Annotated in this window: 19 protein-coding genes; 5 read left to right on the forward strand and 14 right to left on the reverse strand. The window is 44.8% G+C overall.

The window, feature by feature from the left end; all coding sequences use genetic code 11:
* Positions 1–10: 10 nt before the first annotated feature.
* The 5 genes from hrpB to WH46_RS18855 form a co-directional block, all read right to left on the reverse strand.
* Positions 11–2,602: an ATP-dependent helicase HrpB gene (gene hrpB / locus WH46_RS18835; protein WP_046227909.1), complete on the reverse strand. Its 2,592-nt coding sequence runs from the start codon at positions 2,600–2,602 to the stop codon at positions 11–13.
* A gap of 74 nt (positions 2,603–2,676) precedes the next feature.
* A complete protein-coding gene (locus WH46_RS18840) occupies positions 2,677–3,048 on the reverse strand; it encodes a DnaJ family domain-containing protein (protein ID WP_017813144.1) in 372 nt (123 codons plus the stop codon).
* A 552-nt stretch (positions 3,049–3,600) separates the two neighbouring features.
* Positions 3,601–4,506, reverse strand: a complete 906-nt coding sequence (locus WH46_RS18845) for an NAD-dependent epimerase/dehydratase family protein (RefSeq protein ID WP_046227910.1) — start codon at positions 4,504–4,506, stop codon at positions 3,601–3,603.
* A 256-nt stretch (positions 4,507–4,762) separates the two neighbouring features.
* Positions 4,763–5,566 carry an SDR family oxidoreductase gene (locus WH46_RS18850; protein ID WP_017813142.1) on the reverse strand — a complete coding sequence of 268 codons (804 nt, stop codon included), beginning with the start codon at positions 5,564–5,566 and terminating at the stop codon, positions 4,763–4,765.
* Between the two features lie 273 nt (positions 5,567–5,839).
* Positions 5,840–6,667 carry a hypothetical protein gene (locus tag WH46_RS18855; RefSeq protein WP_017813141.1) on the reverse strand — a complete coding sequence of 276 codons (828 nt, stop codon included), beginning with the start codon at positions 6,665–6,667 and terminating at the stop codon, positions 5,840–5,842.
* Positions 6,668–7,089: 422 nt separating this feature from the next.
* On the opposite strand from WH46_RS18855, the gene WH46_RS18860 reads away from it, so the two are divergent.
* Positions 7,090–7,329 (forward strand): hypothetical protein, encoded by a 240-nt coding sequence (locus WH46_RS18860; RefSeq protein ID WP_017813140.1) that lies wholly within the window; start codon positions 7,090–7,092, stop codon positions 7,327–7,329.
* A gap of 373 nt (positions 7,330–7,702) precedes the next feature.
* Complete coding sequence (locus WH46_RS18865) at positions 7,703–8,056, forward strand: winged helix-turn-helix transcriptional regulator (RefSeq protein ID WP_017813139.1); 354 nt, start codon at positions 7,703–7,705, stop codon at positions 8,054–8,056.
* 182 nt (positions 8,057–8,238) lie between these two features.
* On the opposite strand, the gene WH46_RS24290 is transcribed toward WH46_RS18865, so the two are convergent.
* Entirely contained in the window at positions 8,239–8,382 is a 144-nt protein-coding gene (locus WH46_RS24290) for a hypothetical protein (protein WP_017813138.1), read from the reverse strand.
* A 374-nt stretch (positions 8,383–8,756) separates the two neighbouring features.
* On the reverse strand, positions 8,757–10,223 hold the full coding sequence (locus WH46_RS18870; protein ID WP_046227911.1) for an aldehyde dehydrogenase family protein: 1,467 nt from the start codon (positions 10,221–10,223) through the stop codon (positions 8,757–8,759).
* Between the two features lie 720 nt (positions 10,224–10,943).
* On the opposite strand from WH46_RS18870, the gene WH46_RS23555 reads away from it, so the two are divergent.
* Positions 10,944–12,194, forward strand: coding sequence for a replication initiation protein (locus WH46_RS23555; protein WP_052714303.1), 1,251 nt, complete (start codon positions 10,944–10,946; stop codon positions 12,192–12,194).
* A 401-nt stretch (positions 12,195–12,595) separates the two neighbouring features.
* Here the strand turns inward: WH46_RS23555 and WH46_RS18880 are convergent, their stop codons facing one another.
* The 5 genes from WH46_RS18880 to WH46_RS18900 form a co-directional block, all read right to left on the reverse strand.
* Positions 12,596–12,793 carry a nuclear transport factor 2 family protein gene (locus tag WH46_RS18880; protein ID WP_052714304.1) on the reverse strand — a complete coding sequence of 66 codons (198 nt, stop codon included), beginning with the start codon at positions 12,791–12,793 and terminating at the stop codon, positions 12,596–12,598.
* Between the two features lie 89 nt (positions 12,794–12,882).
* Complete coding sequence (locus tag WH46_RS18885) at positions 12,883–13,263, reverse strand: hypothetical protein (protein WP_046227912.1); 381 nt, start codon at positions 13,261–13,263, stop codon at positions 12,883–12,885.
* Positions 13,264–13,358: 95 nt separating this feature from the next.
* Positions 13,359–14,252, reverse strand: coding sequence for an NAD-dependent epimerase/dehydratase family protein (locus WH46_RS18890; RefSeq protein ID WP_046227913.1), 894 nt, complete (start codon positions 14,250–14,252; stop codon positions 13,359–13,361).
* Between the two features lie 104 nt (positions 14,253–14,356).
* Positions 14,357–14,899 carry an SUKH-4 family immunity protein gene (locus WH46_RS18895; protein ID WP_046227914.1) on the reverse strand — a complete coding sequence of 181 codons (543 nt, stop codon included), beginning with the start codon at positions 14,897–14,899 and terminating at the stop codon, positions 14,357–14,359.
* Positions 14,900–14,998: 99 nt separating this feature from the next.
* The gene (locus WH46_RS18900; protein ID WP_046227915.1) at positions 14,999–15,604 is read right to left on the reverse strand and encodes a hypothetical protein; all 606 of its coding nucleotides are present in this window, start codon (positions 15,602–15,604) and stop codon (positions 14,999–15,001) included.
* 383 nt (positions 15,605–15,987) lie between these two features.
* Here WH46_RS18900 and metE point away from each other — a divergent pair, with 383 nt between their 5' ends.
* Positions 15,988–18,282 carry a 5-methyltetrahydropteroyltriglutamate--homocysteine S-methyltransferase gene (gene metE, locus WH46_RS18905; RefSeq protein WP_046227916.1) on the forward strand — a complete coding sequence of 765 codons (2,295 nt, stop codon included), beginning with the start codon at positions 15,988–15,990 and terminating at the stop codon, positions 18,280–18,282.
* Between the two features lie 370 nt (positions 18,283–18,652).
* Here the strand turns inward: metE and WH46_RS18910 are convergent, their stop codons facing one another.
* The gene (locus tag WH46_RS18910; protein WP_407944420.1) at positions 18,653–19,402 is read right to left on the reverse strand and encodes a spermidine synthase; all 750 of its coding nucleotides are present in this window, start codon (positions 19,400–19,402) and stop codon (positions 18,653–18,655) included.
* Positions 19,403–19,845: 443 nt separating this feature from the next.
* Here WH46_RS18910 and WH46_RS18915 point away from each other — a divergent pair, with 443 nt between their 5' ends.
* Positions 19,846–20,442 carry a hypothetical protein gene (locus tag WH46_RS18915; protein WP_017813128.1) on the forward strand — a complete coding sequence of 199 codons (597 nt, stop codon included), beginning with the start codon at positions 19,846–19,848 and terminating at the stop codon, positions 20,440–20,442.
* A gap of 97 nt (positions 20,443–20,539) precedes the next feature.
* On the opposite strand, the gene map is transcribed toward WH46_RS18915, so the two are convergent.
* A complete protein-coding gene (map, locus tag WH46_RS18920) occupies positions 20,540–21,283 on the reverse strand; it encodes a type I methionyl aminopeptidase (protein ID WP_046227918.1) in 744 nt (247 codons plus the stop codon).
* Between the last annotated feature and the right edge of the window lie 7 nt (positions 21,284–21,290).

Genomic DNA, 21,290 nt, shown 5'->3' on the forward strand with positions numbered 1-21,290 from the left:
TGATAACTGCTTATTGACGCGGTTTGGCCCGATTGGTTGCTTGGGCTTCCAGTGGCTGATCCGGCCAGTAATGCTTCGGATAACGTCCTTTGAGATCTTTTTTCACCTCAAAATATGCCTCTTTCCAAAAGCTCTCCAGATCATTGGTTACCTGAACCGGACGACTTGCTGGCGATAGAAGCTGGATTGTCAGCGGAACGCTTCCCCCAATCAGTGGTGTACTTGCACAGCCGAACATCTCCTGCAGACGTACAGCAATGGAAGGACGCTCCGGATCGGTATAATCGATAGGAATACGGCTTCCACTTGGCACCTGAATATGGGTAGGTACCTGCTGATCCATTCGCTGCTTTTGGTCCCAGGAGAGTCGGTTGGCAAGTAGTTCAGCCGGATTGAGCTTTCTTGCTTCAGAAAGACGGCGCATTCCCTGCAAATAAGGCATTAGCCACTCGTCTGCTTCATTGAGGAGCTGCTGCTCATCAACCGACGGATAATCCGGATCAACCCGGTGCATACAATCCATTCGCTGACGCAGCTGGAGCGCAGCGCGTGACCACTGAAGCGCTCCAAGACCCTTTTCCCGAATTGCATTCAGCAGCGCTTGCTGTACATCTTCAGCAGAAGGTGATGGATCATTGACAGCCTGCAGCTCGATCGCACCCAGTTTTGTTATTTTGCGGGCAGATACCGATTCCCGTTCAGCATCATAAGTAACTTCCCGAATCATCTGGATCTGGTTAGCATGAATATGACGGATCGTCTGTTCACGGATACCTGCTGCCAATAAAATCCGGCTTTCACTACCGTTATCGTCCAGCTCGGCAGCTACCAGATAAGCAGTAGTAGATAAATATTCTGTCCGGCCACGATAGGCTGGAATATGAGCTCCACGGCCTATCCGCAGCAGAAATTTGCCGTCTCCTCTTCCTTTGGCGATTCGATCCGGATAGGCGAGGGATATCAAGGCACCAAGCCAGTCATCGCCGGGTTTGTACTCGGTGCCTTCAGATGTATTATTTCTATCCTCTATTCTGGCGGCTCCCGCCTTGTGAAGTTGATTTTCCTGCTGCAACTGACTCAGCTGTTTATAAAAACGGCCTGCCCATTCTTTGATTCGCTCTACTAGATGACGATCAGCCGTATAACTACCTTTTCCCTGTAGGGCTTCGATCCGGTGAGCCAAATCAATACCTGCTGCAGTTGGAGACAGAATATCTTTTTCCTGCAGCAGCGCGGCTACATCACAGGCTTCGCGCTCCATATTCCATTCGGCAGCTTTTAGAATCATATGACCAAGACGTGGATGGGTACCCATTTGGGCTATTCGACGTCCGTGATCGGTAATGCGTCCATTCTGTTCGAGAGCTTCCAGCTGCTTAAGCAGCTCTACCGCATGATTATAGGATGCAGCTGGCGGTTGGTCCAGCCAGCTCAACTCTTGTACTGTTGTTCCCCAGGAAGCTACTTCCAGTGCCAGCGGAGCCAGATCACTCTGCAGAATCTCTGGAGTCCGAGAGTCTGCCAGACGCTGATGCTCTTCCTGGCTCCACATTCTGTAACATACTCCCGGCCGTTGCCGTCCAGCCCGGCCCCGGCGCTGGTCAGCAGCATCAATAGATACTTGCAGCGTCTCCATTCGCTCCATACCTGTACGTGCAGAGAATAGACGTGTGCGCATTAATCCACTGTCTATCACAATATTGACTCCATCCACTGTAACGCTGGATTCGGCCAGTGATGTAGCCAGCACAACTTTGCGACGATCAGCTGGACCTGCCTTAACTGCCAGATCTTGCTGTTCGGGCTTCAATCCACCATGCAGCATAACAATATCCATCTGACGCAGCAGCGGATCACTGCTCGTCAGCAGCTCATCCTGTACACGCCGAATCTCTCTTACTCCCGGGAGGAAGACAAGTGCATGCCCCTCATGTCGGTGCAAAGTCTTGAGGATCACTGCCGCCAGCTTCTGCTCTATTCGTCCCGAAGAGCGGCGATATAATGTATATACCGACTCGCCCTCTTCATAATAAGTCTCAACAGGATAACTTCTGCCAGCACTGGATAATATAGTGGCACCACCGAGTAATCCAGCTACCGGCTCGGGATCCATCGTAGCAGACATAACGAGTACTCTCAGATCTTCACGCAAAAGAGACCTGCTCTCCAGTACAAAAGCAAGTCCAAGATCGGCATGCAAATTCCGCTCATGAAATTCATCCAGAATAATCAATCCTGCCTGTTCCAGTGATGGATCATGCTGGAGCATCCGTGTCAGTACGCCTTCTGTTACCACTTCAATGATGGTCTGCGGACCTACACGAGTATCCATGGCAACCCGGTAACCTACCGTTTCTCCTACACGCTCTCCCAGCGCTGCAGCCATATAACGGGCAGCAGATATGGCTGCCAGCCTTCTCGGCTCTAGCATAATAATACGCCGACCGTTCAGCCAGGATTCATGTCGCAGCGCCAGCGGCAGCCGTGTAGTCTTGCCGGCACCCGGTTCTGCAGTTAATACAGCAGTGCCGGAATGCGCCAGCGCCTTTTTCAAATCGGGGATTAGTTCATCCACCGGTAATCGTACAGATTCGTTTGACATAGTATTTCCTTTCCGGTCAACAATTTAGACAAATAAAGAGGAGCTGCACCATTTTATTGCAAAAAGCTGCATACTTACATACCGGTAAGACGTTTACGGATTTTATGCTCATAGCGTCCATAAGAGGGATTGTTTGTCCATCCATTTTGGGCTGTGAGCATATTTAGACGAAGCGTCTTCTCATCCAGCCGTCTGCGAAGTTCCTGACGCTCTCCATCATGCTGACAGGCTGCAATAAGATCGGTTAATGTCAACATTTCCTGACGGAGAGTCAATTCTTCCGGCATAATATTGGCATTTTTCATAATTTTATAGGCAGCTCGTAGTTCTTCGGGTACATGAGACAGATCTTCCAGTTCCAGCGGTTTGCCTTTGCCAGGCAGATCATCGAATTCTCCTTTTTGCATAGCTTCTTCAATCATTTGATCCGCTAGCCAGGATAACATATCTTCCTCTCCTTTCGGCAGTTCCCTATTATCGATTTGAAATTCCTGTTTATTTTGAAATGGGATTCATGTCTGGTGTACTTGTGATCATCGTCCCAGAATAATGTATCCATCTTGTCTGCATAATCTATCAAAACTATTCACTCTAAATGGGCTGTGTTCACTTATCTACAGCAATATTCCTATCCTTTTAACGTAATAATAGTCTGCGTATTTCACTTTTAATTATACATGATCCTTTCTATTGAAACGAGTTCGCTAATGAACAAGCACTCAATCTAATGATCCATTTTATGCAGCAATAATATATAGAAAAGAGATCTTCGTATAGAAAAGAAAATTCATAGTTTGGTTGTTTCTCTCGACTTGAATCCAGCATACAAACAGCTTTCATTCATGAAAACCATTTATTTGATAAAGTATTAAGCGATGTTGTATTCAATTAAATGTACAAAAAGAAAAGCCACCGAGAATTGCTCGGCAGCTGCAGCGTTCCTAATAGGACGCACTGTTTATATTGCTTTAAAAAAGAAATCAAATCTGCTTCCTTGTCTATTCAGAAACGCGGAGACTTAGTAGACGAGCTTGTTCCTCCAATGCAGTAAGAGTGTCTTCAAAGGTGCGGATCGGTCGGTAGCCCAGCTGGTCGGCAATTTTCCCAGTCTTGTAGATGGTGAGAATCGGCTTGCCCTCAGGAATGATAGGCTGTTGCTTCAGCGCTTGAAGAATACGTAGTCTAAATTGACTCTCCGGATAGTTACCGTCTACCGCATGGTAGACCTGACCGACGGCTGACGGATGGACTGCAGCCAATATACACATTTCGGCTACGTTTTCGGCATGTACCCATGGCGCCATATCTTCGGGGTGAATCCAGTCTACTTTCTCAGCTTCGGCCAACTGCTTCACCAATTGATCGCCCCAATGGGAATGATGCTCGGAAGAGATCAATCCGGGACGCAAGACAACTACATTCAATCCCTTTTCTTCTGCCTGTCTGACGATCCGTTCGGATTCACATTTGGTAGAGAGATAGATCTCGGAATGACCAAACGACAACTCACTGGATTCTTCCAGTTCAACAGCCTCATCGAAATGACCATAAACAGATACAGTCGAGATATGAACGAAGCGTTCGACACCAGCCATAAGAGCGGCATCAACCAGTGTTTGAACCCCTTTGATATTTGCTGCTTCGGCGAGCTGTCGATCATCCCCCAGATAAGCGGCAGCATGAATAACAAATTGCACGTTTTGCATTGCTTGTTCAAGTGTCCCGCGATCATTTAGATCGCCGACGACCGCCTCGATGCCAAGATTCTCACAGATCGAAATCTGTTGCTCATTGCGGATCAGACCTTTAACCTGCGCGCCTTCTGCTAGACACCTGGTGGCAACCTTGTCACCAAGCGTCCCAGACACCCCTGTGACAAGGATGGTTTTATTATGAAGTTTCATGACACATGCTCCTTATGTATACAGGCGAATCAAAGTTCAAATGTAAGCGCCTGCAATTTCGTTTGATATTCAGGTTAATCAATTCCTTATTTTTTGGCAAGTTCGGCACGTTATGGAATTGAAAGGTCACACACTCCATTGAATCCTGAAGCTGATAAGCCGCTTAAGTTTTTGCTGTGAACACATAAAAAGGCTGCGTTCCTGTAAAAAGGACGCAGCCAGGCTGTTGAGAATGCCTTATTTGCTTGGTAGCTAGTTAACAGAGCAGAGATTCCGCACCATCAATAACAATCTGGGCACCTGTAATATGACAAGCTTCGCCAGAAGACAAGAACGTAACCAGATCAGCTACATTGTCTGCCGAACCCGATTGACCAGCCAATGGCTGACGACCATTCGGGAATTCGATAGGAATGGCAATTTTTTCAACCGTTTCATTACGTTCAGTACTCTGATCAATATTAGTCGAGATGGCTCCTGGGCAAATTACATTCACACGTACCTTGAATTGAGCCAGTTCGAGTGCTGCCATCTTGGTAAAAGCAACCTGCGCAGCTTTGGAAGAGCTATAGGCCGACATTCCAAAGCTTGCAAAGGTAGTATTACCATTAATGGAACTAGTAATAACAATACTGCCACCATCTTTTTTCAAAAAAGGAAGCGCATACTTTACAGTCAGGAAAGTACCACCCAAATTGGTATTGATCGTACGCTGCCAATCTTCGTAACTGATTTCCTCGATCGGAGCTAAAGCACCGTTGATTCCTGCATTGGCAAAAACAACATGCAATCCACCGAAATGCTCTGCACCTTTCTCAATAGCATGTTTAACTTGTTCTTCATTTGCAATATCTATCTCAAAAGCGAGCACGGCATCGGCGCGGATCGCCTTAATCTCTTCTTCGGTCTCCCGGATTCGTTCTGGTGACAAGTCACAGATAATGACATTAGCTCCCTGTGCAGCAAACTTTAATGCTGTAGCCTTGCCAATACCGGAGCCGCCACCGGTAACCAGTGCCGTCTTGCCCTCAAAACGGTTAGATTGAACTGTGGATTCCATATTATTCACTCCCTCACATGTGTTGTTGGCCACTTGCTAATTAGCTTGCCACAACAATTACCCACATACGACCAATAAGGAATCACCTTAATATATATTTATATACAGATGTAGGAGAGAAATGACAAAACCGGACAGCCTAAAATCCTGTCCGGTCTTATTTGACTTCTGATATGAACGTTCTGACAATCGCGAAGATGAATCATGATGCACGACGAAACTTTTTTGGTAACTGTCTGTTTTAGCCCATCAACTCTGCATCTGGATAAAGCCTTAAACCGATTCGGGCTGTTGTACCCAATCGAGCAGCATCTGACGAAAATGAACCTTGTCTGCCGGTACCGCAATCATCCAGTCTTCTTCATCCTGATTACTGCGTCGTACAATCCAGTTGGTATCATCATCAGCCAGCAGAATAGCGCCTTTGCGTTGCCAGTTCTCTTCATCCCAGTAGGAGAATTGAACTTCTGCATATAACCGATTCTCCGACAATACACCGGCGAACAGTCGGGACCCTTCCAGATCTCCAGTCATTTCACTCAGCTGATTAGTTAATTGGCGATTACGATGAGTCTGCTTGTTCCGTATATAGTCATCAAACCATTGACCGGAAAAAGTCAGTGCCGGCATCTCATTGGCCGGATACGTATTCAGATTCATCTTTTCCATAACAAGGCTGCACGCCTCCGTCAATGTACCCATTGGTCTGAGCGTATAATATCCCGGGAGGTCTTCAGCTTGCCTGATCTCAATGACTCCATCACTGCTAAAATAGGTATGGCTATCATATAGCTGCTTGCCTGACTCTGTTTTGTACTGGTAACGCAGACAGCATCCACGCTTATAAATACCTGTAAATGGGTGCTCACCAGCTGACGTCTGAGTCACCAGAGCTTCAAACTGCTCTGCACTTAAACATCCCTTTTGCAGCAGCGATACCGCTACCTGCTTCCAATTGGTCGTTAACACTCCACTATTCTGTATCGAAAAAGGGTTTTCTTTTCCCAGAATCCGATCAAAACCCAGAATACCAGCCAGAAAAAACATCTCTTTGTCTGTCAGTGTCAACGTTCTCTCATTAAATGAGTTAAAGGCGAACATATGGCAGGTCTTCTCCCTTCAATATTGACATGTAAGCTTTTATATCTATATAAAAGGGTAATCATGTTTATATAATAGCATTTAAAGGTTCTTTGTGCCCATTTAAATGTAGCACTATAGACTTAATTTTGTCAATTATAGTTTAAATAATAATCTCATTTTTCTATACCTTATCACTGTATTATGAACAAATGATTACTAACTTGCACTGAATCGTACAATTAATTGATAAATATGTGTCCTGGAAGGTTATTTCCATGGATGTTTTAGGTGAATATCAGGTTCCTTTAAGTTTTCTTTAAGGAAAGGCGATTACAATAAACTCAAGTTAACGGAATACTATATCTATTTTCCCGAATGATAGACTTATGATCACTTGCCGTTAACTAGGAATGACTTATAAATAGATGAGGTGATTAATAGTGAAAACGACAATTCTGTTAGAAAGCAAAATCGTTCCGGTTTACTTTAACGCCGATAATACACAGCCAGTTTCCAAACTTCTCAGACTATTACGCAGAACCATTGAAAATAAAGTGATTAACGGCAAAAAGATGATTAAAAACTGTCTGGATACTGTGATTAGTATTGAAGTTATCGGATCGGAAGCGATTTTGCATACTTACCGTGAAAGTGATACTTTAGCATTATCACTTTACTAAAACCAATTACAGACATAATGAAGATGATCACTAATCAGACGATCATGAACAGAAGCTTGGACGGGCCTGGGAACCGGAAATCGATTTTCTGAATGGCCCTTTCTGTTTTTAACAGGATAAATACATAGACCGGATTTCTGCTGATCCTTATCTATCCAGCAGGAATCCGGTCTTTTCACGTCTAATGTTATAAATACGAAGATATAAGTAATGTTACTGTATTGTATAATAATAAATTGATAACAAATTAACTTTAAGTAATTTAGTAGCATTTCATAATAAAGATGTATAAAGTTATTATATTACCAAAAGGTTAGTCTGTATCAAATATATATTATGTGCTATAATAGGTTAAATAAAAGAGGTGATATAGATGGATACATCAATGCTTTGTCCCCGATTTGAAAAAGGGATGCAGATTTTAAGTAAACGTTGGAATGGTCTTATTATTTATCAGTTGCTGAATGGTCCTCAACGCTTTTGCTCAATTCAATCATCACTTCCTGTAAGCGGTCGTCTTTTATCCGAACGTCTCAAAGATCTGGAGCATGAAGGAATGGTTGTTCGTCATGTCTATCCGGAGACTCCTGTACGTATCGAATATGAACTGACCCAAAAAGGATTGGCATTGGAAACTGTCATCCGTGGTATTCAGGATTGGTCTCAAGCCTGGGTACAACCCGGGGAGCAGCAGGCAGAATGCGAATATACTCAAGCTGCCAAGTAAACAACCCATAGTATAACAAAAACATCCGGTCTTCCTCATTCAGAGGAGCCGGATGTTTTTTGGTATGGAATACGGTGGGCTATAGGATCTCATGCATTTATACACCAGTCATGTATCGCTAGATTAAACATATATAGTGAGTATGATATTTAGATGATAATGATTGCAGCAGTACATGATCACTAGCTGACATATTGTCTGTTTTTACCGGCTTCCATCTTTTCCGCTCTGCGAATGCGAATGATGAACAGACGTAGCAGGTTCGTACGCGTATGTTCGTCGGCATTCCGGCCCAGTTTCTCCAATATAAAACGATCTATTGACATGCCTGCTCACTCCCTTTCAAGTCGCCGGAAAGGTATAGCCTGATATCGTCGTTGTAAATGTTCCGGTATCCATTAATAACCTTTTCACGCGACCTCTAAACTGCAATTTACACTATTTGGATGTATTTATTTGGTGAAACTTTTGTAACTATTTGTCATTTTCCTTTTATTTAGTGAAGCTGTTGATTAGAACCTATTTTGCTGGCAGAGGGTATAATAACAGCTCTTAAATTTATTTTCTATTTACCCATAAAAGACCTATCCCTTCTATAGTGAAAGGATAGGTCTTTTAGTTGATTCTTGTAGTCAAACTAGATTAAAGCAAGCAATAGCTGCAATATTTACAGACTGCTGTACAGCAGTTTTATATCTGCTTAGAAGAAATCACGGTATTGATGCTGAATGCTAATCCAGCGGGTACGGGTAAATTTCTCAATCGCCCATTCACCACCAAAACGACCTACTCCTGAAGCCTTCTCACCGCCGAACATAACATGGGCTTCATCGTTAACAGACTGGTCATTAACATGAATCATTCCTGTCTCCATCTGCTGTGCAACCTGATAGCCGCGTTCGAGATTGGTAGTAAATACTGAACCACTTAGTCCATATTCACTGCTGTTCATAATGCGCAGAGCATCTTCTTCTCCTTTGGCACGAATCAGCAGCGCTACAGGACCAAACAGTTCTTTCTGAGCTGCAGGATTGTCGCCTGTCACTTCACTCAGTACAGTAGGTTCAAGCACACTACCGTTCGCTTTGCCGCCATACAGCAGCTTGGCTCCGGCTTTTTGAGCTTCTTCCACGACACCTAGCAGACGCTCTGCTTCTTTTTCATGAATTAGCGGGCCTACAATAGTCTTCGGATCGGAAGGGTCACCAAATGGCAGAGTTTTGACTTTGGCAACAAATTTGTCTGTAAACGTATCATAGATGGAATCATCAACGATAATGCGATTCAGTGCCATGCAGATCTGTCCCTGGTGGAAAAACTTGCCGAATACAGCTGCTTCTACGGCACGATCAATATCCGCATCATCCAGTACGATCATCGCATTATCTCCGCCAAGCTCCAGTGCTACTTCCTTCAGGTTCTCGCCAGCCAGCTTGCCGATCCCTTTACCCACCTCTGTAGAACCGGTAAAGGAAATGATTTTGGGAATAGGATGCGCGACAAAAGCATCGCCGATCTCACTACCGCTGCCGCTTACGACGCTGAGCACACCTTTGGGAAGTCCTGCCTGGTCGAAAATATCGGCGATCAGTAATCCTGCTGTAATTGGCGTATCGGAAGCCGGTTTGATTACTACACCATTACCAAGTGCCAGTGCAGGAGCTACTGTACGCATACACAGATGCAGCGGGAAGTTCCATGGACCGATCATGCCGACTACGCCTTTGGCTTCGCGAACTACACGATTCTCTTTGCCCGGAATATCAGAGCCCATAATATCGCCTTTCATCCGGTATGGGAAAGAAGCGGATTCTTCCATAATACGTCGCGCCGCTGCCCATTCACGTTCAGCTTTGATCCGTGTGCTACCTGCCTCGGCGATCAAAAGTTCTATGATTTCTTCTTTGCGTTCATCCATTTGTGCCAGCGCTTTGTAGATCACCTGTGCGCGGACGCCAAGTGGTGCTTTGGCCCACTCTTTACCTGCTTTGTAGGCTGTCTGATAAGCACGATCCAGATCTTCCTGACTGGAAGCTTTCATTTCGACGAGCAGCTCACTATTATATGGATTTATATTTTTGATTGTTTTATCCGAAGTACCTTCGGTCCATTCACCTGCGATAAATTGTTTGTTCCATTTAGCAAATTTGGATTGTACGAGTGTCATAGGTAGTTCCTCCTTGTAGTAAGCGTACGAGTAGATCATTATTCATACCGTAAAGATAACAATAAGTTAGTACATTACCGTTTAATGGTGCCTCTGTATTGTTACCCGCATGTTACTAATGGCAAACATAAATTTTATATTCAATATTTATCATATGGAAATTCCGCTATATACGGATAAAGAAGCTACAAGTTATGTATATATGAAATCGGACAAAAATAGGGTCAGAAGCTGTTTCAATTATAAAAATTGTGGTTTCGGTTCATCTATTTATGATTTTAGCCATAATTACTCCTGATTCAGACTGTTCAGAACGATTAATAAGACAAAAATAGGGCAGAACGACAGGAGCTACAAAAAGACACCCTATTTTGGTCTCTTTTACCCTAGAAATGTCTTTGTTCACCCTGATTTTGTCCTGATTCGCCCTATTTTTGTCTGATTAGCAACCCTTTTTCTGTCCACACTTTACCCTTTAAATGTCCATATTTGACCCTAAAAACGTCGCAGTATACCCTATTATTGTCCGTTAAAGCGTCTGTCATCCCTTATACCACAAGGAATATAGCCAGCCGAAAACAAGCAAAAGATTTAAAATCTATTAAAACTATGTTTATAAAACAAGAGAAAACATCACAAAGGGCTGTGGCGAAGCTTTTCCCTGTTTTTATCCTTCGGCTTGCTTTATAATGAGCCTATGATTCAGATACGGAGGCTTATATGCGGAAAAACAGTCTGGTTACCAAATCGAATAATTTAATTGAGACCCCTCTTAATCTGGGTGTTGTGGAATTGCGTATTATTTTTGTACTTATCAGTACCATCTCTCCCAATGATGAAGAATTCAAACCTTATCGCTTCAAAATTAGCGACTTCGCCAAATTGATTGGTGTGAAAAATAAAAATGTATATCAGCAGATCAAAGATTATACATACAGCCTGATGTCCCAGCCTTTTTATGTACATGATAATCTGCAGGTTACCTGGCTCGCTTCGGCAGAATATTTTCCCGGAGAAGGCATGATTGAGGTGGAATTCTCTCCCAAGCTCAAGCCTTATCTTCTGCAGCTCAAAGAGAAATTTACCACCTATCGGCTGCAGGATATTATCAAGCTGAAAAGTGCCTACGCGATGCGGATCTATGAACTGCTCAAACAGTATGAGCGTATCGGTACGCGGACATTTACTATTCAGCGGCTCAAAGAACTGCTCGGTGTGGAAGACCAATATCCAGTCTATTCGGATTTTAAAAAGCGTGTAATTGTCAAAGCCCAGGAAGAGATCAACAAGCATACGGATATCAAAATCGACTATACCGAGATCAAATCAGGGCGCAAGGTAAGCGAAGTCAAATTCACTATCACTTCCAAAACACCCGACAAAAAAACGACTCTGCTTCCAAACAGGGAAACAGCAGCAATTGCCCAGCCGAATACCTCCCAGCAGCTGAGCAGTTTGTTAAAGTATGAGTTTGGGCTCAAACAACCGGCGATACAACCTATTCTGGCTGAATATAGCAGAGACTATATTATGGAGAATCTGGACAAAGTACGACAGGATGTACTCCGTGGCAAGGTCAAAGATATTCCTGCCTATACGATGGCTGCCCTGAAGCATGATTACCGCACGCCCAAGACCGGTCTGCAGGCAGAACAGGAACGATTGCAAGAGGAGAAATCTGCACAAAAACAAAAAGTAATGGAAGCGGAGAACTATTACAAAGCACTTTCTGTCAAAGTAAGCGACTATATCCAGCAGTTATCAGCAGAGGAGCTGCAAGCTGAACTGTCTGGGCTCAAGGCAAGTGTGAAGGATAAGGATATCGATATTATTGAGGAAGATGCAACTGATCCGCACCGGATGACCGGAGCCTATTTTCAGCAGTTTATTCAGAAAAAGTTTTTTGCGGATTATACGATTGAGGTCTATCGCGGGGAGCAGGTACAACAAACAGCAAACGCAAATAATTAAAAGCTATTGCCGAACCCATGCGAGATTTTCAAGTCAATAATAATTTGCAATACAAACAGCGTACTCTTTTCTTGATAGAGAGAATACGCTGTTTTAGTATGAATTAAATGATTTATCTGTTACGTGGAGTGCCTTTAGAATTTAATGTCGGCTAATTTATAGAGCATTTTCGTCATTATTTGGTTAGCCAATGAAAATCAAGTTTTATTGAAATCGGACAAAAATAGGGTGTTTGAATAGCAGATTGTTTGACAATGCATCTTTTCAAACCAATATACCCTATTTTTGTCCGTTTTAGGGTTCTGCTAATTGCATCCTCGATAGCCACTACTTTTTTGCTTATAATCAACCCTAAAAATGTCGCATTTAATAGTTTACTCCATTGTCGCTGTATCGTTCCATTATTGAACCAAACTGCAATGCCCCGATATAACTTTCAATTCATTATTGCCCACTTCGTCTTTCTTGGATAAGGCCTGTCCAAAATGGTTGACAAATACCAGCTGTTTGTCGATAAGCTGATCAAGGTTATCAATATCGCCTTCGATCATTGCTTTACGTAATCTTTCTTCATATGAAGTTACGAGTTCCTCATTCACAAACCCAACACCCTTCCTTGCTCTATACGCAGCAAAGTTTCACTTCATTCCCTATTCCTTGATTCACATCGTTTGATGATATGGATGTTTTATTTATCGATCTTCATTTCTATGGCAGCAATCTCCAGTAGCGGTTGTTCACTCCAGCTATTCAGAAAAGAATAGACCGATAGGCTATCCAGCGTCTCCTGATCGAGTTCGCCAGTCTCTATATCGGCCAGCAGCGATTCACGAATATGCGGCTGTACAAGGTGAATCGGCTGCGTGATCATACCACCAATCTCCTGACCGGCAGCACGCTTCTCCCAAACACCTGCTGTTTGTTCAAATATAAAGACGGCAGCAGCTCCATTCTCTGTTCTGAAATAGACTTTTGCCTGATCAGGCAGCAGTGTAATCGATTCGATTATCCCATCGACCAGTGGTATATCCGCTGCAAACAGCTCCAGATTTAGATTTGATTTTCTCATTGTACTTGTTCTCCTTTATTCTCAAGACGATATGATCTTCAGCTGCCGCTGGTAGATGCGCAGTTAATCGGCAGCTGGATAGCTATTTTCATTATTTACCGATCGCCTCTCTCCTCAGCAGCAATCCCGCTGATCAGAACCGGCAGCCATTCGGACAGTTGGCGGAACCGGAATCCGGCACGGTAAGCTTTGGACGTGTCCATGATCCAGGAAGAAGGTACGCCAAATGGCGATTGTTCGCTCTCTTCGGTCTTGCTGCGTACGATAGCTTTACAGCCGGTCTCCTGCTCGATCAAGGTGATGAGCTCCAACAGGGTGATTTCTCCATCCGAACGGGCATTTACCGGTCCTGTCAATTCGGAAGACATTCCCAGCCAGTACAGAAAATCTGCCGCTTCCTGCTCGTGGATAAAGTTCATACGGGCTGCCAGATTGGATATACCGATCACTTCGCCACGCTGTACTCGTCCAACATGAAAATGAAGGCGTTTGGTATAGTCATTGGGACCCAGCACAATCGGGAATCGTACAGCAGCTACCGGAAAATCAGCCTGCTGGAAAAATACAGCTTCTACCTGGCGCTTGCCTTCTGCATAATCCGGCTTGGCTTCCGGATTCGAATCAATTGGATGATGGAATGTATCCACCTGCTCTTCCAGCAGTACTTGTTCTCCAAACTCATAGACAGACAGCGACGACGTTACGATATAACGTCCTGCCCGGCCGCTGAATACAGAGCAGGCTTCCATTGCTTCGCGCGCATTATAACAGATATTATCGTATACCACATCGAATGTGCGGTTGCCTACAGCATGCTGCAATGCCTTAACATCGGTCCGGTCAGCCGTCAGCCGCTGTACTCGATCTCCAAAGGAATCTTCGGTTTGCCCACGTGTGAGCAGGGTTACTTGTACTCCTTTGTCCAGCAACAATTCCACAAGATCTCTACCGAAAAATCGGGTACCTCCAATAACAAGTACATTCTTCATTATGCTCGACCTCCTGTAATGATTAATGACGCTACTCAAAAGCACCTGCAATATGCAGCTTTAATTCTGAATAATCAGGATTATCCTTATTCATATTCCACTTATCAGGACTGCCCATACAGGGATTTGTAAAATTCCAGACGTGCAGTATCCAGTGGGAAAAATCCTTCGGAAACTTCATATAATCGTACCGGCCAGAAATGCTCTTCATTCTCCATAGCCTGCCGATCCAGCGTATAATACATCTTTTCAAGCATCTCCAGCATATCGTCGCTGTTTTCCGCATTCGGAAATTTAATTTTTCTCAGAACCATATCAATAAACGAACGATGAAAATGCACAAAATGTTCGATTTGCGAGTTACAAAAAGTCTTCTTGTACTGATTATCTTCGGGATGCAGGTAACCTATATACATAAGCTGCAAATTCATAAAAAAATATCCGCTCATATCATGACCAAAAATAATGAGATGCTCTTTTTCCAGTGACAGATCATATAGTTCCTCGTAAAACACTGTACCATTATTGTGATAAGGAACTAGCTGACGGGACTGATGAACGATATCGCTCAGCACTTTATTATTTTCTATTTCGATATGAGACAGGGGAGAAAGTTGGTCCGTGATTGCCTGCATCATGGGATTCATCTTTGTATCCTCCCTTAATTGTTATATTTATACCCATAGATAACAATCATGATATGAGCTATACTCTCTACATTTTTCACTTACTTTTACAATGTTCTCTTAATGCTGTGATTGCGCTGAAGGAAGCTCCAGTTGCTTATGTGCTTTCCAGGTCAGAGAAAGCATCAGAAGATAAACGACAAGGTTAAGAATGACATAGATTATAGCAAGTATGGCAGAAACGGTCGCCCAGATATTGGCTTGTTCGGCATCGGCGAACAGACTGCATACGAATGAAAGTACCAGTGTTACTTCACAGTACAAGTACATTCTCCAGCGGCGATAAGCAGATTGCTTCAAATTAGGCTGCAGTTGCTGCTGCGCAATCTGCTGGATACCGAGACACAGGTAATACGCCATATACAACTGAGCTGCAGCAACAGGCACCGTCAGCAGACTTCCCCAGAATGCCGTTGCCGGTGTCACCGGAAGCACCATCTGGATCAGAGATAGTAGAATCAGCGCGACAGCTCCCCATTTTCCTCTGCCCATCAACGGCTGGAACGGTTGAATGCGCACGAATCCGATAATGATGATGATATAACCGATAATCAGCGGTACAGAATCGACCCATCCACTAACCAGGCTAGCACTGCTCAGGCCTTCTGTTACTATACGCAGCAACCACTGGACCAGAAATCCCCAGAAAAAATACAAAAAACTCATAACAATCCCCTTTCACTTCTATAGGTCTATGCATGTGCAGCGGTCTCAAGGCTATGAACAGGTTGAACGACTCTCCTTTACTCTTCATTTCAGCCCGGGCATCCTTTTTTATTACAGAATGCATACTGCACAGCAGCAAGGAGCAGCAGAAAATAATAATATATCCTATTGAATACTATGTACTAAACCACCTGCTGCACCTCTTTTATCTTATCATTGAACCCTTCGTTTTCCAAAGTAATACACTTTCTCGATCTGTCCGGTATAGCTCCATGCCATTATATGGTATAGCCAAAACGTATAACCACGCTGCTCTATAATGCTGTAATATGAAAAACAACTTAAGCGATAGCATCGCAATCCATATCTGGGAGGAAATGAATATGCCAAGAGTACTTAGTAGCAACCTCGGTTACCCGCGCCTCGGTGAACAACGTGAATGGAAGAAGACACTGGAAAGTTACTGGAGTGGCAAGAGCGACAAAGCGACATTCCTTGACACGATGAAAAGTCTGCGTCTGGATCATCTGCGCAAGCAGCAGCAAGCGGGTGTGGATCTGATTCCGGTCGGCGATTTCTCGTATTATGATCATGTGCTCGATACAGCTGTCACGTTCGGCCTGGTACCTTCCCGCTTTGGCTATACCGGCGGCGAAGTGTCGTTAGAACAGTACTTTGGTATCGCTCGTGGTACCAAAGATGCTGCAGCTGGTGAAATGACCAAATGGTTCAACACCAATTATCATTACATCGTACCCGAACTGAATGATCTGACTCCTCAACTGACCGAGAACCGTGTACTGAAGTTATATCTGGAAGCCAAGCAGGAACTTGGATTGGAAGGCAAGCCGGTTCTGCTCGGACCTTATACATTCCTCAAATTATCCAAAGGTTATGACAGCAGCGAATTCGCCGGCTGGCTGAACAAGCTGGTACCGCTGTACGCCCAGGTACTCAGTGAACTGAACCAGGCTGGAGCCAATTGGATACAGATCGATGAGCCTTCACTGGCATTGGACGTATCCGCTGACGAATGGACACTTGTGCAAGAAGCCTATACACAGCTCAATAAAGCTTCCGGCAACAGTAATCTGCTTCTGCAAACCTATTTTGAAGGCGTCGATGGATTCGGCAAGCTGATCGATCTGCCTGTGCAGGGCATTGGTCTGGACTTTGTCTATGGTCTGGAGCAGAATCTCAATGCTCTTGATGACTGGGGCTTCCCGGAAGACAAAGTGATTGGTGTCGGCCTGATCGATGGACGCAATGTATGGCGCTCCAATCTGGAAGAAAAGCTTGGACTGATCAATGTGATCGCCCAGACCGTTTCTCGTGACCGTATTCTGCTGCAGCCTTCTTGCAGTCTGCAATTTGTACCGGTTACTTCCCGTCATGAGACGGCACTGGAGCCTGTCCTGCAAAGTGCGCTTGCTTTTGCAGATGAGAAGCTGGCTGAGCTGGCACTGCTGACCCGTGCAGCGAATATCGGCGGCGCTGCGGTGCAAAGCGAACTGGATCAGAGCCGCAAAGCAGTATCCCAGCTGGCAGGCTCGGACTGGCGTTCCCCGCAGCACCCGGATCAGGCAGCCAATGAAAATGATACGCGTAATGTTCCTTTTGAAGAGCGTCGCAGCCTTCATGATGAGAAATGGAAACTGCCTGTTCTGCCAACTACAACAATCGGCAGCTTCCCACAAACCGTTGAGGTTCGTCGTGCCCGCCGCCTCTGGCGCACCGGGGAATGGACGCCAGAGCAATACGAGCAATTTATCCAGCAGGAGATCCGTGAGTGGATTCAGATTCAGGAAGAACTAGGACTGGATGTACTGGTGCATGGTGAATTCGAACGTACGGATATGGTGGAATTCTTCGGTGAACAGCTGGATGGATTTGCTTTTACCAAAAATGGATGGGTACAGTCCTATGGATCACGCTGCGTCAAACCACCAATTATCTATGGCAATGTGAACTTCGTCGAGCCAATGACGGTCAAAGAAACCAAATATGCGCAGTCTCTCACTTCCAAGCCGGTCAAAGGCATGTTGACAGGTCCGGTTACCATCCTCAACTGGTCATTTGTTCGTGATGATATCCCTCGCAGTCAGGTATCGTACCAGATTGCCCGTGCCATTTCCGACGAAATTCTGGCACTGGAAGCGGCTGGTATCGAGATGATTCAGGTCGATGAGCCGGCACTGCGTGAAGGTCTGCCACTCAAACGCTCCAAATGGCAGGAATATCTGGATTGGGCAGTGGGTTCGTTCCGCCTCTCTACTGCTGCGGTCAAGGAAACAACGCAAATCCATACGCATATGTGCTATTCGGAATTCCATGATATTATCGACGCGATCAAAGCGATGGATGCCGATGTTATCTCAATCGAGACTTCACGCAGTCATGGCGAACTGATCTCTTCCTTTGAAGTGCATGGTTATGACAAAGGAATCGGTCTTGGCGTATACGATATCCACAGCCCGCGCGTACCAGGCAAAGAAGAAATGGTACAGCTGATCGAACGTGCCCTGCGCGTCCTGGATCCGAAGCTGTTCTGGATTAATCCGGACTGCGGTCTGAAAACACGTGCTCATCCGGAGACAGTCGCCGCACTGAAACTGATGGTAGAAGCCGCTCAGGATATCCGTCGCCAGCTTGGCCAGGAAACCAAGGTAGGCGTGTAATCCAGATATATCGGTTAATCCCGGATCATATAAGGTATAGTTAAATAATTACAGGTATACCTGCTGCACTTGGATTTAGTAGAGTTAGCCTTAGTGAGGTTATGCTTTATATAATTAACTGAGTATGTATTCGCATAGCATCAGCCTTGATTACTATAACCCTTAATAAAAAAGCACGCTGCGCAGTCATCTAGTTGATGTCTGCAGCAGCGTGCTTTTTATTTGGTATTTATAAATAAACATAGAATCAACGATAAGCAGATAAACCATCGGTATAGATGAACAGGTATCTTAATATACCGAGTTATTCTATCCACACAGGTACATAGAATCAGCGGTAGCTATGTGATACATACTTTCCCGCTAATAATCAATATTCGTCCCGAATCACATAAGCATAATCAGGTTGTTCCTCTGTAAATCCGGCGAGCTGACGGGATTGGTACTGGATCGGTGTCTGACTACCCATCATAATAATATTGCGTACATCACTGTTCTTCTCGACCGGCAGCTGGAAACAGTGCACATGAGGAAATACTTCGCATATCGTCGTATAGATAGCATGAATACGTGTATCATGGGTTCCCCTGCCGATCAGATTCATGATCAGTGCTCCCTGTTCATGCAGCTTATGCTGTACCAATGTGAAAAACTCCAGCGACACCAGCTGATTCGGTGTCCCCGATTCATCGAATGCATCGACAATCACACTATCATACTGATCATCTGGCTGCCTCTCCAGCAGTTCCCTGCCATCCCCAATCCAGAGTGGATCACGTGCACACCCAAAATACTCTATACTCAGTTCCGCTACCGTACGGTTTAGCTCTGCCACCTGAATATGGCGATCGGCAAAATAACGACTCAGTGTACCGATCCCCTGGCCAATCATAAAAATATGTTGCAGATCGCCCAGATGATGTTCGAGCAAATGAATAATAGCTCGTGGATATTCAAAAACAATTCGCTCTGGATTATTCAGATCAAGGGCTCCCTGTACATCGGCATTAGCGAACTGCAGGACACGGAAATGCCCTTTTTCCCCGTAAAGTCGATCTGTCTCGTAGACGGTTATATCCGCATGAGGTGTTACCTGATGAAAAAGCACCTGCACAATCATATTCTCCTTCGGTATCGAGCAGCCTGGTTTATATAACTACTCTGTCATGTAATACTCTATTTTTGCGTCAAGATGATCTTTTCTGTTCTATAAAGGCAGCTGTACTACTTTATAGCTGTACTCGCGCTGTATCGATCAGTCAGCTGAATGCGGCATCTGCTCGGTAGTACATTCTTCATCTGCCTATTGCTTTAGCCACTAAATAGTTACATTTTTTCATGTTTACGAGTGTATCCCTTTTCTTAATCGGTGTATGGGGTATGTAATGAACAGTAACTATTTTACTTCCTTCCGGGCCATAAAGTGTCCTCCTGATCACGCAGTATATCTACTCTACATCCACTTATATCCTTAGCTGCAGAGAAGACCAGCGGCTCATCCATTCACCAACCTGATAACCGGCTGTTCGAGCCGCCATCTCCCTATGATGAAAGGAGTACGCCATGTCCAAATTCATCCCTACCCTGCTTAGCCTCTCTCTGCTCACCACGATGCTGCTCGGCTGTACAGATACCGGCCCATCGTCCAAAGCCAGCTCTGCCCAGGCATCTCATACCGATCAATCCGCTCCTTCTGCCGATACTACCCTGGGACTGGATAATATCCAGATGCAGGATGCCATGAAAGCAGCCGCCAACTATCTGAAAACCCAGTATACGGTTGATAATATCTACGATAAAAAGGACGAAACCAAGCAGCTAAAACGGGTTCAGCAAAAGCTTAAACCGCTGCTGACTTCCGAATATTACGAATGGATTCGCACCGAGCAGTCTGTAGGCTTTCCTTTGCAAATCGCGATTCAGGAAAAAACCTCTATCACTCCAAAAGAAATTACTATCCGTTCACGTACCGTTTCCAATACAGATCAGATTATCCGGCTGTCTTACCGGCTCGATTTCCATCTCAACAAGCAAAATGAGTCCATCCCTCTGGGCGGCAAGCTGATCATGCAAAATGAAAATGGAAGCTGGAAGATCGCCAGTGACTATAATAATGCAGACAGTCTGCGGGAATGGCATGCTATTCCCTATGATCACTAATTACATCATTAACAGAATAAAGCCTCAATATCATTATATTTGTCTGACCTGCATGCAAAGTTCATCGAAAATGGGATTTGGCTGACCGTTTCTACTATTATTCAGTCAGAATTTGTGGTCCCTCTGCTGTAATGGCAATTGTATGTTCATACTGCGCGGCAAGTTTGCGATCGAGCGTCCGTGCTGTCCAGCCATCCGGATCAATTGTCATATGATAGGTACCTTCCGTGATCATGGGCTCGATCGTAAATACCATACCTTCTTTGAGACGTACACCTTTGCCGGGTTTGCCAACATGCATATACGTAGGCTCCTCATGCAGATTCTGACCAATACCATGAGCGAGAAGATCGCGTACTACGCCAAAGCCGTTTGATTCGGCATGCTGCTGAACCGTACTGGTTATATCACCCAGTCGATTACCGGACTTTGCCTGTTCGATTCCCAGATCAAGGCATTCTTTGGTGACACGCATCAGTTTCTCGGCAGTGGGCGATATGGGTCCAACTGCATAGCTCCAGGCTGAATCACCCAGCCAGCCGCCCAGTTCTGCTACGGTATCGATCGTCACGATGTCTCCTTCTTGAAGAGGCTTGTTGTCAGGGAATCCATGTGCGATGACATCATTTACAGAAGCACAGGTAGCATACTGGTACCCCTTGTAGCCTTTTTGGTAAGGTTTGGCACCGTGTTTTAGCATGATTTCTTCAAAGATGCGTTCAATCTCATTCGTAGTAATACCCGGTTGGATCATCGGTGCGATAGTGCGATGACATTCAGCTACCACCTGACAGGCTTTGCGGATCGCTTCGATTTCGTGTTTGCTTTTTAAGATAATCATGCTCGTA

It is taken from the genome of Paenibacillus dauci (assembly GCF_000971985.1).
GTDB classification, from domain to species: Bacteria; Bacillota; Bacilli; order Paenibacillales; family Paenibacillaceae; genus Saccharibacillus; species Saccharibacillus dauci.

Bases quoted from the DNA above. Each gene is read 5' to 3' on its own strand.
- hrpB (WP_046227909.1), bottom strand. From the start codon at position 2,602: ATGTCAAACGAATCTGTACGATTACCGGTGGATGAACTAATCCCCGAT.
- WH46_RS18840 (WP_017813144.1), bottom strand. From the start codon at position 3,048: ATGTTATCCTGGCTAGCGGATCAAATGATTGAAGAAGCTATGCAAAAA.
- WH46_RS18845 (WP_046227910.1), bottom strand. From the start codon at position 4,506: ATGAAACTTCATAATAAAACCATCCTTGTCACAGGGGTGTCTGGGACG.
- WH46_RS18850 (WP_017813142.1), bottom strand. From the start codon at position 5,566: ATGGAATCCACAGTTCAATCTAACCGTTTTGAGGGCAAGACGGCACTG.
- WH46_RS18855 (WP_017813141.1), bottom strand. From the start codon at position 6,667: ATGTTCGCCTTTAACTCATTTAATGAGAGAACGTTGACACTGACAGAC.
- WH46_RS18865 (WP_017813139.1), top strand. From the start codon at position 7,703: ATGGATACATCAATGCTTTGTCCCCGATTTGAAAAAGGGATGCAGATT.
- WH46_RS24290 (WP_017813138.1), bottom strand. From the start codon at position 8,382: ATGTCAATAGATCGTTTTATATTGGAGAAACTGGGCCGGAATGCCGAC.
- WH46_RS18870 (WP_046227911.1), bottom strand. From the start codon at position 10,223: ATGACACTCGTACAATCCAAATTTGCTAAATGGAACAAACAATTTATC.
- WH46_RS23555 (WP_052714303.1), top strand. From the start codon at position 10,944: ATGCGGAAAAACAGTCTGGTTACCAAATCGAATAATTTAATTGAGACC.
- WH46_RS18885 (WP_046227912.1), bottom strand. From the start codon at position 13,263: ATGAGAAAATCAAATCTAAATCTGGAGCTGTTTGCAGCGGATATACCA.
- WH46_RS18890 (WP_046227913.1), bottom strand. From the start codon at position 14,252: ATGAAGAATGTACTTGTTATTGGAGGTACCCGATTTTTCGGTAGAGAT.
- WH46_RS18895 (WP_046227914.1), bottom strand. From the start codon at position 14,899: ATGAATCCCATGATGCAGGCAATCACGGACCAACTTTCTCCCCTGTCT.
- WH46_RS18900 (WP_046227915.1), bottom strand. From the start codon at position 15,604: ATGAGTTTTTTGTATTTTTTCTGGGGATTTCTGGTCCAGTGGTTGCTG.
- metE (WP_046227916.1), top strand. From the start codon at position 15,988: ATGCCAAGAGTACTTAGTAGCAACCTCGGTTACCCGCGCCTCGGTGAA.
- WH46_RS18910 (WP_407944420.1), bottom strand. From the start codon at position 19,402: ATGATTGTGCAGGTGCTTTTTCATCAGGTAACACCTCATGCGGATATA.
- WH46_RS18915 (WP_017813128.1), top strand. From the start codon at position 19,846: ATGTCCAAATTCATCCCTACCCTGCTTAGCCTCTCTCTGCTCACCACG.
- map (WP_046227918.1), bottom strand. From the start codon at position 21,283: ATGATTATCTTAAAAAGCAAACACGAAATCGAAGCGATCCGCAAAGCC.